The organism is Rhizobium zaerense, from assembly GCF_051810725.1.
Lineage (GTDB): Bacteria > Pseudomonadota > Alphaproteobacteria > Rhizobiales > Rhizobiaceae > Rhizobium > Rhizobium leguminosarum_I.
In genome coordinates, this window is record NZ_JBPWQY020000002.1 from 101261 (window position 1) to 115588 (window position 14328).

Consider the following 14328-nt stretch of genomic DNA (forward strand, 5'->3'; position numbering starts at 1 on the left):
CATTTATTGCTGCGGCACGTAGCCGGGGCCGCTTGCTTACTCGGCGGCCGCGAGCTTGTCCTGCGTCCTGGTGTCGAAGTCGCTGGCGTCATGGCGCTCGTGCAACTGGCTCGAGGGGTCGCCGGAGAGGCGGTTGACCATCCGGCCGCGTTGCACGGCCGGCCTGCTGTGGATGATGTCGGCCCAGCGCAGCACGTTCTTATAATCTTCGACCTGCAGGAATTCGGCTGCCCCGTAGGTCCAGCCCTTCACGAGGCCGCCGTACCAGGGCCAGATGGCAATATCGGCGATCGTATATTGACTGCCTGCCACATATTCGCTTTCGGCGAGGCGGCGATCGAGCACGTCGAGCTGACGCTTCACTTCCATGGCGAAGCGGTCGATCGCATATTCGATCTTCGTCGGCGCATAGGCGTAGAAATGACCGAAGCCGCCGCCGAGATAAGGCGCGCTTCCCATTTGCCAGAACAGCCATGACAGGCATTCGGCACGCTCGCTCGGTTCGGTCGGAAGAAAGGCGCCGAACTTTTCGGCGAGATAGGTCAGGATGGCGCCGGACTCGAAGACGCGGATCGGCCTTGGCCCGCTGTGGTCCATCAGCGCCGGGATCTTGGAGTTGGGATTGACCGCGACGAAGCCGCTGCCGAACTGGTCGCCATCGCCGATCCTGATCAGCCAGGCGTCATACTCCGCACCTTCATGGCCAAGGGCCAGCAGCTCCTCGAGCATGATGGTGACCTTCTGGCCGTTCGGCGTTCCGAGCGAATAGAGCTGCAGCGGATGCCGGCCGACCGGAAGCTCCTTGTCATGCGTCGGTCCCGCGATCGGGCGATTGATGCTGGCGAACTGGCCACCATTTGCCTTGTTCCAGGTCCAGACTTTCGGGGGTGTATATTCGGAAGAACCGCTCATCTTTCAAACTCCTGGCATTGGTCGGACAGAGCGCGACGCCGGTTGGGTCGCCGCATTATTCCTCACATAGCAGAGGCGATGAGGTTTTGTCACAGGTGTCGAAGCAGGTTCACACAATCGTCAAAGCGCCGGCCAGATATCAAATTTACCCAGTGAAGCCAGGATTTTTGTTATGTACCAAAAATTGGTATATTGGCTTAAAGGAGATTTAGCATGGCTAGAAATACGTCCATATCGCTCGGCGACCATTTCACCAGCTTCATCGATACGCAGGTTCAGGCTGGCCGCTATGCTTCAGCCACTGACGTTGTTCGGGCCGGCCTTCGCCTACTTGAAGAACACGAAGCCAAAGTGAAGGCATTACAGGATGCCTTGATTGAAGGCGAAGAATCCGGCCCTGCCACGCCCTTTGATTTCGATGCGTTCAACGCTCGCAAACGTGCGGCGTTCGAGGCGAAATGACAGGCATCATATTTTCTCCTGCTGCGCAAATCGATATTGACAAGATTTGGGATTACACGGCGACGAGTTGGAATGTCGATCAGGCGGAGCGTTACATCCAGGACATAAGAGACGCCTGCCACGAACTGGCGGAGGGAAGGCGGATGAGCCGTCCCTCAGATATTCGGGAAGGGTACAGAAAGGTCTCCGTTGGCTCTCATTTTCTGTATTTCAAAAGCAATGATGCGGGCCAGATCATCATCGTGCGCATCCTTCATCGAAGAATGGACGTAGCCAAGCACCTGTAAGGCTGTTGCGGGGATTGCTTGACCATTGCGGTCAGCTACCAACGGGGCGGCCGATGATCTCGTCCAGTTGCTCGACGAGCACGCGGCTGCCCTCCACGTCTCCGGCCATCCTGGAGAAGACGTCCGCCATGCCGCGGAAGATGGTCGCGGCCGGATCATCCTCGCCGAGAAAATCGGCGATCTCCTGCATTTCGGCAACCCACCGATAGGCCTTCGGATACATGTCGGGTATGGATCTCGACAGCTTGCGATCGACGTCGGGAAGGCTTTCGGAGAGCTCGGCTTTCAGGCTTTCGGCAGCACCCGAACGCGATGCGGCGAGCAGCATGGCGGTGCCAAGGCCGATAAATCCCTTGTTGATGCCGGCATAACACATCTTCAGTGCCGAGGCGGCGCCGAGCGGTCCGTCGAGCCTGCGGATCCTGAGGCCGCAATCCTCGAGCGGCTGGCTTCGCCCCGCGGTATCGCCGCTGATATAGATGGTCGGACCTGATTTGCCGGGGACCGGCGGCCCGCCGATGATCGCACCGTCAAGCACTTCCACGCCGCTGCCTTCGAAGCGTGCTGCCAACGCCCGCATCGTTTTCGGCGCAATCGCGTTGAGGTCGACGAATGGCGGCGGCGCCGACATGGCGGATGATATGTCCGCGACGAATTCGGCGACCTTGATCGCCTCCGCCGGTGGAACGATCGACAGGATCAGCTCGGCCTTCGTCAGCTCCTGGCGGCCGACAGGCACCATGCCGGCTGCCTTTGCCCGCGCTATCGTCCGCTCGCTTCTGCCCTCGAGGTAAGTCAGCACCGTGGCGTCGTGGTCGATCAGTCGTTTGGCAACGGCACTTCCCATCGCACCCGATCCGATAATCGCAAAATTCGGCATGTGAACCTCAATCAGTGACGACATCAGGTGAAAAATGTTGCTGAGGGCCCTGCCGTCAACTGCGACGATTCAGCCGGAGGTCCGTTCCGAAGCAGCTGGCCGTTTCATGCGTGCCGTTGCGGCACTTTTGCTTGATATTCGTCAATGTCGGGACGGTCGACACCGGTATGATCGGTGCTATCATTCGCATTCAAGGGTATGGATTTCAATGTATCGGACGATCATCTGCGGCATCGGCATGGGTTCCAGGGAAACGGCAAGCCGCCTTCTGCGCCGGGCTGCTGCGCTGGTGGACGAAAGTGGAAGCATCGTCGTCATGCACGTCATCGAGAATATCCCGCGCCGTCACCTGACGGAGCTTCCCGAGGAATTCGAAACGACCGCCATCGTCGACGCAGAAAAGAAACTTGCATCGCTCTGCAAGGAGATGGGTATTCAGGCGACGATCGAGGTGCGCGTCGGCATTGCCGCCTCCCTGCTCGTCTCCGTCGCAAGGGAGAAGTCGGCTGATCTCATCCTGCTTTCATCCCATATGACGGATATTACCGACTACGTCTTCTCCTCGATCGTCGACAAGGTCATGCGCCACGCCGGGTGCTCGGTTCTCATCGACCGGCGACCCGATCCCACGCATCAAGGCTCGGCGCCTCAAGTGGAAGACGCGGCGTTGCTCTAGCTCCGCTGCGGATTGATGAAGTCGATCAGCGAACGACCTCCCCTCCCCGGGGCCGGCCCGACAACCTATATCATCCCCAAGCCAACCAGCAGTATTCGCTGCCTGACCGGAGAGATGCATGAGCCAGGATCCATATGAGCTTCTGGGCGTAAAGCGGGATGCGACGCAAAAGGACATTCAAAGCGCGTTCCGCAAGCTCGCCAAGAAACTTCACCCCGACCTCAACCCCGGCGACAAAAAAGCCGAGGCACAGTTCAAGGAAATTTCAACCGCCTACGAGATCTTGAGCGACGAGGAAAAACGCGGACGCTTCGATCGCGGCGAGATCGATATAACAGGTGCCGAGCGGGCGCAGCGCAATTATTACCGTGACTATGCCTCGAAGAGCGGCCCTGGCGACCCCTATCACAACAGCGCAGGCTTTGCCGATTTCGGTGATGCCGACGATATCTTTGCCAATTTCTTTTCGCGACGTACCGGCGGCGGCCAGGTCCGCAGTCGTGGCCGGGACAGCCATTTCTCGATGGAAGTCGGCTTTCTCGACGCCGTCAACGGCACCAGGACTGAGATCAAGCTGCCAGAGGGCCCAGCGCTCGATGTACAGATCCCGCCGGGAACGCGCGACGGCCAGACTTTGCGGCTGCGCGGCAAGGGCGAGCCGGGCTTCGGCGGCGGGCCGGCGGGCGATGCCCTCATCGACATCCGTGTGCGGCCGCACCGCTTCTTCACGCGCGACGGCGACGACATCCGGCTCGAACTGCCGATCTCGCTCGGCGAGGCCGTGCTCGGCGGCAAGGTTCGTGTGCCAACGCCGTCAGGACCTGTCAATCTGACGCTGCCGCCTCATTCCAACACCGGCAAGGTCCTGCGTCTCAAGGGCAAGGGTGTTGCAAAACGCGGCGGTGAACATGGCGACGTCTATATCTCCCTGAAGATCGTGCTGCCCGATGCCCCGGATGAACGACTGACGGCCTTCGTCCAGGAATGGGCGACGGCAAACCCATACGATCCGAGAAAGAACATGGAGGCCTGATCATGGATGATCTCGAATTCCGTCTTTACTTGAAAATCGACATCGTCCAGCTCGACCTCTGGGTCGAAGAGGGTTGGCTGATCCCGGAGACGTCAGGCGGCCAACGCCAATTTCGTGACGCCGATGTCGCGCGCGCCCGGTTGATCCTGGATCTCATGGGAAACATGGGTGTCAACGAAGCCGGCGTCGATGTCATCATGGACCTGGTCGACCAGTTGCACGGCCTGCGGGGCACGATGGGCAAGCTGATGACCGCCATCAGCATGCAGGAGCGGGATGTTCAGCGCCGGCTGTTCGATAGCCTCGAGGAGATCGACCGGTTTTAGCCAGAACCAATTTTCTACACGGTGAACCAATAGCGGATGATATGAAAGAACAGCGGCGCTGCGAAGGTGATGGAATCCAGACGGTCGAGCACGCCGCCGTGACCCTCGATCACATAGCCCCAGTCCTTGGCATTGAGATCGCGCTTGATGGCCGAGAGCACGAAACCGCCGAAGAAGCCGGCGACGACGATGACCGTGCTGATGGTAGCTGCCTGCAGCGGCGAGAACGGCGTCAGGCGATATAGCAGTGTTCCCACGAGGATGGCCGAGGCGCCGCCTCCAACCAGCCCTTCGATCGTCTTCGACGGGCTGATGTTCGGCGAGAACCGGTGCTTTCCGAGGAGCTTGCCCCAGACATACTGGAAGACGTCACTGAGTTGCACGACCACGACCAGATAGACGAGAAGAAGTGCCGACGGCGTGCCGGTGTCCAGCATGAGGAGGGCGGGAGCATGGCTGATCGAATAGACCGTCAGCATCAATCCCCATTGCACCCTTGCACTGCGGGCGAGAAATTCGTTGACGTCGCCGGTCAGGGTCGCCACCGCCGGCAGGATCAGGAAGGCATAGACCGGGATGAAGATGGAAAAGAGGCCGTACCACTCGGTTCCGAGCAGCACGTAATGGATCGGCAGGACCACGAAGAACGACAGGAAAAGCGCCAGATGATCGCCGCGTCGCGATGGCGTCAGCGTCCAGAATTCGCGAAGCGCCATGAAGGATAGAAATGCGAACAGGATGACCGTTGACGTTTCGCCGAGCAGGATCGCGCCGCCAAAGACTGCGACCATGATCCACCAGGAGCGGATGCGGGCGTTCAGATTATGGACGGTGGCGACGGAGCCGGGCTCCGTCGCGCGTCGCTGAAGAATGAAGCCGATGGCAGAGGCGACCGCAAGCAGGCCGAGGATGGCGGCTAGCACGAGAGAGAACATACTGGTCATGCCGTGTGCCCTCCGTCCGCAAGTTCGATGACGGCGGCACGGGCGCGCGCCAGGAATTCAGCCTTTTCCTCGCCCGCTTCGACGCGCAGCGGTTTGCCGAAGCGCGCCGTGCAGGTGATCGGCACAATCAGCATGCTTCCCTTCGGCAGGATGCGCTGGAGGTTGTCGAGATGGATCGGCACCAGATCGACATCGGGGAAACGGCAGGCAAGGCGAAAGATGCCGCTGCGGAACGGGGCGATCTCATCGGTGGTGCTTCTCGTTCCTTCCGGGAAAATCAGGACTGAGCGCCCCTCCTCAAGCAGGCGCTCTATCGGAGCCAGGGGGTCGGTATCGGGCAGAGGCTTGCGGTCTATCAAGACGGCGCGCAGGCCTTTCTCTGCGATGAAACGGCGAAAGGCGCTCGTTCCCCAATAATCGCGCGCCGCAACCGGATGGGTCATCCGACGCACCGGCCAGGGCAAGGCGGCCATGACGGCGACGGTATCGATATGGCTGTTGTGATTGGCGAAATAGATGCGGCGGCTGGGATCGGGCGCGCAGCCCCGCCACTCGCTTCGGGCGCCGACCAGGATACGGACGAGCAGCACGAGAAACCGACGGAAAATCGCGATCATAGTCTCTCCAGGGAATGTTTCAGCCTTAACGTGCGGGTGATGCAGGTGACGAGGCTGCCAGCCGCGATGATCGCGGATGCAAGGATCAGCGACCAATGGCTGGGGGATATCAGCGTCTCAACGCTCTGGGCAAGGAGACCCGCTGTCAGCACCGCCATGCGGCGTTGCTTGGCCATGATGCCGCTGAAATCCTGCGGCAGGCCCACCGATCCGCCGAACACCCTGATATAGGCAGTAAGGGTTGCGAGCAGCGCAGACAACCAGCCAAGCCAGCCAAAGCCGCAGGCATAACCAGCCGCGATCAGAAACAGACTGTCGGCGACCCGGTCTGGGAATTCGTTGTAGATCGGCCCGCTCTTGGTTTTCTTTCCGCCCTCGATCGCGACCATTCCGTCCAGCAGATTGCAGACGAGCCGCAGTTGTACCGAGATCGCGGCACAAACCATGGCAATCGGATGTGTTGTGAAAACAATGAGCGCTGCGCCTATACCCGCGAATACAACCGATAAAAGCGAAATGCCGTTCGGTGTCGCACCGCTCCGCGCCAGCCACGCGCTGAGGCCGATGGCCCAGGACGACGACCGGCTCGCGATCGGTCGCCGAGAGGCGTCCTCTTCTTCCCCCATTTCATGTCCCCCAACCCCAGTGATGCTTGCATATCCTGCCGATGTCCTCACGCCAAGATATAACACCTTGTAAATCCAGCCCATCGCCTCAGCGCTTCGGCGAGCATGGGTCGAACAGCCTGATTTTTAAGCCCGTTTACCGCTTGACACATTTTTGGGCGCTACTATGATTTTTGAACCAAATGGTAAAAAAAGGGGAGCAAAACAATGACCAAAGATATGCTGATCTCACGCCGGGCAGTGATTGCGTCGGGCATTGCGCTCGGCGTCAGCGGCTTCGCCCCGCTGGCAAGGGCGGCTGCGCCACTGAAGGTTGCCGGCATTCATGCGTCGCCGGTGGAAAATGCTTGGAATTCCTGTCTGCACAAAGCCCTGCAGGACGCGGCTAAGGAAGGCATGATCGAATATGTCTTCTCCGAAGGCGTCTCCGGCACCGATTATCCGCGCGCCATGCGCGAATATGCCGAACAGGGCAACAAGCTGATCATCGGCGAGGCCTATGCGGTGGAAAAAGAGGCCCGGCAGGTCGCAGCCGACTATCCCGATACCGCTTTCGTGCTGGGTTCGAGCGGTGAGCAGGCCGGCGACAATTTCGGTGTCTTCGGCACCTGGAACCATGACGGCGCCTATCTTGCCGGCATGCTGGCCGGCAAGATGACCAAGTCGAATGTCGTCGGTTCGGTCGGCGCCATTCCGATCCCCGAGGTCAACATGCTGATCAATGCCTTCGCGGCCGGCGTCAAGGCGGTCAATCCCGATGCCAAGCATCTTGTCTCGTTCATCGGCACCTTCTTCGATCCGCCGAAGGCCCGTGAAGCCGGTCTTGCCCAGATCGACGCCGGCGCCGATATCCTGTTCGGCGAGCGCATCGGCACCGCCGATGCCGCCAAGGAGCGCGGCATCAAATCGGTCGGCTCGCTGATCGACTATACGCCGCGTTATCCCGATACGGTGTTCGCCAACGCCATGTGGTATTTCCGCCCGATCCTGAATGCCGCCATCGCCGATGTCGCGGCCGGAAAGCCGGTCGGCAGGAACTACACGTCCTACGGCCTGATGAAGGAAGGCGGCAGCGATATCGTCTTCGTCAAGGGCGTGGCGCCCGCCGATGCCGAGGCTGCGATGGAGGCCAAGCGGGCGGAGATCAAGGCCGGCACCTTCGAAGTTCCGAAGAAGATGGACGAGCCGAAGTAATTCGGATCATGCAGGGCGATGCGACGGATCTGGCGGCAGCGATCAGGCATGGCAAGCTGAGCGCTGCGGAGGCGATGCAGGCTTCTCTTGCCGCAGCCGTGCTGCAAGAGCCGCTCGGCGCGATCGCCTATCTCGATGTCGCCATGGGCCTCGCCTCGGCCGACGACCGCGACCGGGAACGGCAAGGCGACCCCGATCGCTTTGCCGCCAGGCCCTTTGCCGGCGTGCCGACCTTAGCAAAGGATCTCGGCGGCCCCTTCGCCCGGCTGCCGGTGACGGCCGGTTCCTACCTGTTCGAAAGAAAGGGCAGCGAAGCGGATTCCGATCTCGCTGCTCGTTTCCGCAACGCCGGCTTCTGCCTGTTCGGCCTGACGACCAGCCCGGAATTCGGCCTGTCGCTCGCCAGCGAACCGGCGATCGGGCCGATCTGCCGCAACCCACTCGATCCGGCACGGACCGCAGGCGGCTCCTCCGGCGGTGCGGCGGCAGCGGTTGCCGCCGGAATCGCCGCGATTGCGCATGCCACCGACGCCGGCGGCTCGATCCGTGTACCCGCCGCCTGCTGCGGCCTTGTCGGGATGAAGCCGACGCGTGGCGCCATCCCCGGCGGCCCCTCCTTCGGTAACCACCTCGCCGGCATTGCGAGTGAACTCGCGATCTGCCGTTCCGTGCGGGATACGGCGCTGATCTTCGACAGGCTGGCCGGCAAATCGCGAGGACCTTTTCCCGACCCCTCCCCTGTCGATAGCGATAACGGCCGTTTGCGGATCGGTCTGCTCGCCGATACCGGGTCGGACTACCCGACAGAGAGCGATCGGCGCGGAGCCGTCGAGGATGCGGCCCGTGCCCTCGAGAGTGACGGACACCTTATCGTGCCGCTGAGCTGGGCCGAGTTCGAATGGAGCGTCACTTCAAGCGGCCGCGCCTTCGCCGATATCGTCTCGGTCAATCTTGCAGCACTCATCGAGGCAGCGGCGCTTGATGACAGCAGGGCCGAGCCTCTGACGCAGGCCTTTGCGGCGCGGGGACGAGCGATTTCCGCGACATCGCTCTGGAACAGTCTGAACGATGCCGTCCTGGTGAGCCGTAACCTCTGGGCACTGTTCGACAGCGTCGATTGCATCCTCATGCCGATGCTATCCTCTGCGCCTCTTGCGATCGGCTCCTTTCCATCCGATCATGCCGACACGGATCTGCATCTCGAGCGGATGGCGGCATTTGCGCCGCTTGCCTGCCTCGCCAATATTTCGGGTTTTCCTGCTTTGACACTGCCTTTCGGACAGGATGTGCACGCCATGCCGCTGCCGGTGCAAATCATGGCGCCGATGGGTCACGAGCCGCGTCTCCTGTCGCTTGCCGCACGCCTGGAGGCCGAGGGGCGATGGCAGCACCGTTTTCCCGTTGCGGGATTGCCGTCATGACCGGGCCTGTGCTGGAAATTATCGGCGTCAGCAAGCGCTTCGGCGACAATCTGGCCAATGACGATATTTCCATGACGCTTGCCAAGGGCGAGGTCGTGGCCCTGCTTGGCGAGAATGGTGCCGGCAAGACCACGCTGATGAGCATCCTTTTCGGCCATTACATGCCGGATGCCGGGCGAATTCTGATCGAGGGTGCGGAGGTTCCGCAGGGCAAGCCGCGTGCGGCGATCCGCGCCGGCGTCGGCATGGTGCATCAGCATTTTTCGCTGGCGCCCAATCTGAGCGTTCTCGAAAATGTCATGACCGGCACAGAAAGACTGTGGTCCTGGCGCTCGGGAACAACAGCGGCGCGGACAAAGCTGCTCGCAATTTCCGAGCGCTTCGGGCTCAAGGTCGATCCGGATGCGCGCCTCGGCGACCTGTCGGTCGGCGAGCAGCAGCGGGTCGAGATCCTCAAGGCGCTCTACAACGATGCCCGCATCCTGATCCTCGACGAGCCGACGGCGGTGCTGACCAATATCGAGGCCGAGCGGCTGTTCACAACGCTGAAGGAAATGGCCCGCCAGGGGCTGTCGTTGATCTTCATCTCGCACAAGCTCGACGAGGTGATGGCCGCGGCCGACCGCATCGTGGTCTTACGCGGCGGCAAGATGGTTGCTGAACGCAGGGCGTCGGACACCAGCAAGGCGGAACTGGCCGAACTGATGGTCGGACGCCGCGTGACGCGGCCCGTGCGCGAGCCGTCGACACCGGGCGCCGTTGCGCTTGAAGCCGCCGATGTGACAGTGCGTATCGACGGCGTCGATCGATTGAAATCGATCAGCTTCCGGCTGCACCAGGGCGAGATCCTCGGCATTATCGGCGTTTCCGGCAATGGCCAGGCGGCACTGGCGCATCTTCTCTCCGGCACGCTGGCGCGCAGTGCCGGCGACCTTCTGCTGTTCGGGGAAGCGATCGGCAATCTCGGTGTCGCCGATGTCGTCGAAGCCGGCATCGGCCGTATTCCCGAGGATCGCAATGAGGAGGGCGTGATCGGCGAAATGGCGATCTGGGAAAACGCCGTGCTGGAGCGCATCGCCTCACCGGGTTTTTCGCGCCGTGGCCTCGTCAACCGCAAGGCGGGCATGGCCTTTGCCAGGGAAATTATCGACGGATTCGATGTCCGCGGCGGCGGCCCGGCCATCCGCACCCGGCTGCTCTCGGGCGGCAATATGCAAAAGCTTATTCTCGGCCGGAACCTGCATCGGCGGCCGCGCATCCTGATTGCCGCGCAGCCGGCGCGCGGTCTCGACGAAGGGGCCGTGGCCGCTGTCCACGCCCGCCTGCTCGAAGCCCGCCGGCAGGGTACCGCCGTGCTGCTGATCTCGGAGGACCTCGATGAGGTGATCGCGCTTGCCGATCGCATACAGGCAATCGTCGGCGGCCGCCTGTCCCCGCCCGTCGCGGCCGAAAGCGCCGATGCCAGCAGGCTGGGGCTGATGATGGCCGGCGAATGGCAGGAAAGCCTAGAGGCCGGCCATGCGATTTGAGCGCCGCGAGCACCGTCCGCTTTACCTGCTGATCGTCACGCCCGTTATCGCGGTCATCGCAGCGCTCGCGCTAGCCGGCATCCTGATATCAATCGCCGGCGCACCTGTTCTCGATGCCTATTGGCGCATCGTCACCGGGGCCTTCGGGTCGCGGCTCTCGGCGACCGAAACGCTGACGCGGGCAACGCCGCTGATGCTGACGGGGCTTGCCGCCGCCGTCGCTTTCCGGGCGCGGCTCTGGAATATCGGCGCCGAGGGCCAGTTCTATCTCGGCGCCATCGCCGTTGCCGCGGCAAGCTCGAAGGTGCTCGGCAATCTTCCCGCCCCCATCCTCATTCCACTGCTGCTGCTGATCGGCGCCATCGCCGGCATGGTGCTGATCCTGATCCCGCTCTGGCTCAGGCTGCGCTTCTCCGTCGATGAGGTCGTCACAAGCCTGCTGCTGAATTTCATCGCCGTGCTGTTCGTCTCGATGCTGATCGACGGCGTCCTCAAGGATCCGCTGGCCTTCGGCTGGCCGCAGTCGCAATCCGTCAGCGATCACGCCATGCTGCCGAAGCTGATTGCCCGCTCGCGCATGCATATCGGCTTTGCGATCGCGATCGCGCTGGCCATCGTCGTCCATTTCATCCAGTCGCGCACCGTGTTTGGCATGCAGTCGCGCGCCGCAGGCCTCAATCCCACCGGTGCAATCTTTGCCAGCGTCCCGCTCGGCAGAACGCTGGTGAAGGTCGCCTGTCTCTCCGGCGGGCTTGCGGGGCTCGCTGGAGCGATCGAGGTCATGGGCGTCAAGGGTTATGTGACGACCGACCTGTCGCCGGGCTTCGGCTATGCCGGTATCGTCGTCGCCATGCTCGCCAACCTCAATCCACTCGGCGTTGTCTTCGCCGCCATTTTCACCGCCACCATGTTCGTGGGCGCGGATGGTATGAGCCGCGGCCTCGGCATCCCGACCTATATCGCCGATGTCACGGTGGCGCTGTCGCTGCTGACGATGCTGATCGCATTGTTCTTTACCCAATACAGGATCCGGCGATGATGCAACTGTTCGACATCATCGCTTCATCAGGGCTCTGGGCGGCAATCCTGCGGATCGCCACGCCGCTGATTTTCGGCACGCTCGGCGCACTGCTTTGCGAACGGGCCGGTGTGCTCAATCTCGGCATCGAAGGCATCATGACCTTCGGTGCGATGATTGGCTGGCTTTCGGTCTATCACGGCGCCGATCTCTGGACCGGCCTGCTGATTGCGGCGGTGGCCGGCGGCGTCTTCGGCCTGCTGCATGCGGGGCTGACGGTGACGCTCGGCCTCTCCCAGCATGTCTCCGGTCTCGGCGTCACACTGTTTGCCTCCAGCTTCAGCTACTATGTCTTCCGGCTGATCGTGCCGCTTGCCAATACCCCGCCCACCATCGTGCCGTTCCAGCCGATCGCCATTCCCGGCTTATCGACGCTGCCTTTCATCGGGCCGGCCTTCTTCACCCAGACGGAGCCGACCTATCTCGCGATCATGATCGCCCTGCTGATGGCCTACATCATCTTCCGCACCCCAGTCGGCCTTGCAATCCGCATGACCGGCGAAAATCCGCATGCGGCGGAAGCCCAGGGCGTCAATCCGATGAAGGTGCGCTATGGCGCGGTAATTGCCGGAAGCGCGCTGATGGGAATGGGCGGCGCCTTCCTGACATTGTCGGCGTTCAACAGCTTCTTCCCGACCATGGTGCAGGGGCGCGGCTGGATCTGCATCGCGCTCGTCGTCTTCGCCTCCTGGCGGCCTGGCCGAGCGCTGTTCGGCGCCCTGCTTTTCGCCTTCTTCGATGCCTTTCAGCTTCGGTTGCAAACCGCGCTGAGCGGGCTCGTGCCCTATCAGCTCTTTCTGATGACGCCCTATATCCTTTCCATTGCCGCTCTTGCCGTGATGGCCCGCCGCGCCCGCGTTCCGCAGGCGCTGATGCAGCCCTATCGCCGCGGCGAACGCTGAAACACTTCTGCAATGAGGCTCCGATGTTCGATCTGATCGTCAGAAATGCAAATCTCCCTGATGGCCGAAAGGGGGTCGATATCGGCATCCAGGGCGGCAAGATCATCGCTGTCGAGCCCACTCTCCAAGCGCAGGCGGGGGAAGAAATCGACGCAACCGGCCGGCTCGTCAGTCCGCCCTTTGTCGATCCGCATTTTCACATGGACGCCACCCTGTCGCTCGGCCTGCCGCGCATGAACGTCTCCGGCACCCTGCTCGAAGGCATCGCGCTCTGGGGAGAGTTGCGCCCGATTGTGACGAAGGAGGAACTGGTCGATCGTGCCCTGCGCTATTGCGATCTGGCGGTCACCCAGGGGCTGCTCTTCATTCGCAGCCATGTCGATACCAGTGATCCCAGGCTGGTGACCGTCGAGGCGATGATCGAGGTTCGCGAGAAGGTCGCGCCCTACATCGATCTGCAGCTGGTCGCCTTCCCCCAGGACGGCTATTACCGCTCGCCGGGCGCAATCGATGCGCTCAACCGCGCTCTCGACATGGGCGTCGATATCGTCGGCGGCATTCCGCATTTCGAACGGACGATGGGAGAAGGTACGGCGTCGGTCGAGGCGCTCTGCCGCATCGCCGCCGATCGCGGCCTGCCGGTCGATATCCATTGCGACGAAACCGACGATCCGCTCTCGCGCCATATCGAAACGCTGGCTGCAGAAACCATCCGCTTCGGCTTGCAAGGGCGCGTCGCCGGCTCGCATCTGACCTCGATGCATTCGATGGACAATTATTATGTCTCCAAGCTCATTCCGCTGATGGCGGAGGCCGAGATCAACGTCATCCCCAATCCGCTGATCAATATCATGCTGCAGGGCCGGCACGATACCTATCCGAAACGCCGCGGCATGACTCGCGTGCGGGAGCTGATGGATGCCGGGCTCAACGTCTCCTTCGGGCACGACTGCGTGATGGACCCCTGGTATTCGATGGGATCGGGCGACATGCTGGAGGTCGGCCATATGGCGATCCATGTCGCGCAGATGGCCGGCATCGACGACAAGAAGAGGATCTTCGACGCGCTGACCGTCAATTCGGCGAAGACGATGGGGCTTGCAGGCTACGGCCTGGAAAAGGGACGCAACGCCGACCTCGTCATCCTTCAGGCGAGCGACACACTGGAAGCGCTACGGCTGAAACCCAACCGGCTGGCGGTAATCCGCCGCGGCAAGGTCATCGCTCGCTCAGCGCCGCGCATCAGCGAGCTTTTCCTCGACGGACGCCCGGCACAGATCGACGGCGGGTTGGATTATGTGCCTCGGTATTGAGCTGCGACGGAAGCTTTCCTGCTTACCGCGGGAGCTTTAGATCGGTCAGCAAAAAGGTCGCGAAGCTGCGACCCGTCTGACTGTTGACCAAATCGGCCAACTCCTCTTTCGTCATGCTCGGGCTTGTC

At 61.9% G+C, this 14328-nt stretch carries 16 protein-coding genes; 11 read left to right on the plus strand and 5 right to left on the minus strand.

Annotation, left to right across the window (positions count from 1 at the left end; translation table 11 throughout):
• Nucleotides 1-36 precede the first annotated feature (36 nt).
• Complete coding sequence (yghU, locus tag ACS4RR_RS24905; protein ID WP_407767814.1) at nucleotides 37-912, minus strand: glutathione-dependent disulfide-bond oxidoreductase; 876 nt, start codon at nucleotides 910-912, stop codon at nucleotides 37-39.
• 213 nt (nucleotides 913-1125) lie between these two features.
• On the opposite strand from yghU, the gene ACS4RR_RS24910 reads away from it, so the two are divergent.
• Nucleotides 1126-1374: a type II toxin-antitoxin system ParD family antitoxin gene (locus ACS4RR_RS24910; protein ID WP_260299858.1), complete on the plus strand. Its 249-nt coding sequence runs from the start codon at nucleotides 1126-1128 to the stop codon at nucleotides 1372-1374.
• Nucleotides 1371-1661 carry a type II toxin-antitoxin system RelE/ParE family toxin gene (locus ACS4RR_RS24915; protein ID WP_456190306.1) on the plus strand — a complete coding sequence of 97 codons (291 nt, stop codon included), beginning with the start codon at nucleotides 1371-1373 and terminating at the stop codon, nucleotides 1659-1661. Before ACS4RR_RS24910 ends, ACS4RR_RS24915 begins: the two co-directional genes overlap by 4 nt.
• Nucleotides 1662-1692: 31 nt before the next feature.
• Here ACS4RR_RS24915 and ACS4RR_RS24920 read toward each other — a convergent pair whose 3' ends face one another.
• Nucleotides 1693-2541, minus strand: a complete 849-nt coding sequence (locus ACS4RR_RS24920) for an NAD(P)-dependent oxidoreductase (protein ID WP_456190307.1) — start codon at nucleotides 2539-2541, stop codon at nucleotides 1693-1695.
• Between the two features lie 208 nt (nucleotides 2542-2749).
• On the opposite strand from ACS4RR_RS24920, the gene ACS4RR_RS24925 reads away from it, so the two are divergent.
• The 3 genes from ACS4RR_RS24925 (at nucleotide 2750) to ACS4RR_RS24935 (ending at nucleotide 4576) form a co-directional block, all read left to right on the plus strand.
• Nucleotides 2750-3217 (plus strand): universal stress protein, encoded by a 468-nt coding sequence (locus ACS4RR_RS24925; protein ID WP_260299855.1) that lies wholly within the window; start codon nucleotides 2750-2752, stop codon nucleotides 3215-3217.
• Between the two features lie 118 nt (nucleotides 3218-3335).
• Nucleotides 3336-4250 carry a DnaJ C-terminal domain-containing protein gene (locus tag ACS4RR_RS24930; protein WP_260299854.1) on the plus strand — a complete coding sequence of 305 codons (915 nt, stop codon included), beginning with the start codon at nucleotides 3336-3338 and terminating at the stop codon, nucleotides 4248-4250.
• Nucleotides 4251-4252: 2 nt separating this feature from the next.
• Nucleotides 4253-4576, plus strand: a complete 324-nt coding sequence (locus ACS4RR_RS24935) for a chaperone modulator CbpM (RefSeq protein ID WP_260060111.1) — start codon at nucleotides 4253-4255, stop codon at nucleotides 4574-4576.
• A gap of 14 nt (nucleotides 4577-4590) precedes the next feature.
• Here ACS4RR_RS24935 and ACS4RR_RS24940 read toward each other — a convergent pair whose 3' ends face one another.
• The 3 genes from ACS4RR_RS24940 to ACS4RR_RS24950 are packed head-to-tail and all read right to left on the minus strand — an operon-like array spanning nucleotide 4591 to nucleotide 6763.
• Complete coding sequence (locus ACS4RR_RS24940) at nucleotides 4591-5520, minus strand: phosphatidate cytidylyltransferase (RefSeq protein ID WP_260299853.1); 930 nt, start codon at nucleotides 5518-5520, stop codon at nucleotides 4591-4593.
• Entirely contained in the window at nucleotides 5517-6137 is a 621-nt protein-coding gene (locus tag ACS4RR_RS24945; protein ID WP_456190308.1) for a lysophospholipid acyltransferase family protein, read from the minus strand. The genes ACS4RR_RS24940 and ACS4RR_RS24945 overlap by 4 nt, the downstream gene beginning before the upstream one ends.
• Complete coding sequence (locus ACS4RR_RS24950; RefSeq protein WP_260111822.1) at nucleotides 6134-6763, minus strand: CDP-alcohol phosphatidyltransferase family protein; 630 nt, start codon at nucleotides 6761-6763, stop codon at nucleotides 6134-6136. The genes ACS4RR_RS24945 and ACS4RR_RS24950 overlap by 4 nt, the downstream gene beginning before the upstream one ends.
• 207 nt (nucleotides 6764-6970) lie before the next feature.
• Here ACS4RR_RS24950 and ACS4RR_RS24955 point away from each other — a divergent pair, with 207 nt between their 5' ends.
• The 6 genes from ACS4RR_RS24955 to ACS4RR_RS24980 are packed head-to-tail and all read left to right on the plus strand — an operon-like array spanning nucleotide 6971 to nucleotide 14200.
• A complete protein-coding gene (locus tag ACS4RR_RS24955) occupies nucleotides 6971-7957 on the plus strand; it encodes a BMP family protein (protein WP_260111702.1) in 987 nt (328 codons plus the stop codon).
• 8 nt (nucleotides 7958-7965) lie between these two features.
• On the plus strand, nucleotides 7966-9378 hold the full coding sequence (locus tag ACS4RR_RS24960) for an amidase (RefSeq protein WP_456190309.1): 1413 nt from the start codon (nucleotides 7966-7968) through the stop codon (nucleotides 9376-9378).
• Entirely contained in the window at nucleotides 9375-10907 is a 1533-nt protein-coding gene (locus ACS4RR_RS24965) for an ABC transporter ATP-binding protein (RefSeq protein WP_456190378.1), read from the plus strand. The genes ACS4RR_RS24960 and ACS4RR_RS24965 overlap by 4 nt, the downstream gene beginning before the upstream one ends.
• Complete coding sequence (locus ACS4RR_RS24970) at nucleotides 10897-11946, plus strand: ABC transporter permease (RefSeq protein ID WP_456190310.1); 1050 nt, start codon at nucleotides 10897-10899, stop codon at nucleotides 11944-11946. Before ACS4RR_RS24965 ends, ACS4RR_RS24970 begins: the two co-directional genes overlap by 11 nt.
• Nucleotides 11943-12887, plus strand: a complete 945-nt coding sequence (locus tag ACS4RR_RS24975) for an ABC transporter permease (protein ID WP_456190311.1) — start codon at nucleotides 11943-11945, stop codon at nucleotides 12885-12887. The genes ACS4RR_RS24970 and ACS4RR_RS24975 overlap by 4 nt, the downstream gene beginning before the upstream one ends.
• A 23-nt stretch (nucleotides 12888-12910) precedes the next feature.
• Entirely contained in the window at nucleotides 12911-14200 is a 1290-nt protein-coding gene (locus ACS4RR_RS24980) for an amidohydrolase family protein (RefSeq protein WP_456190312.1), read from the plus strand.
• The last annotated feature ends 128 nt before the right edge of the window (nucleotides 14201-14328 follow it).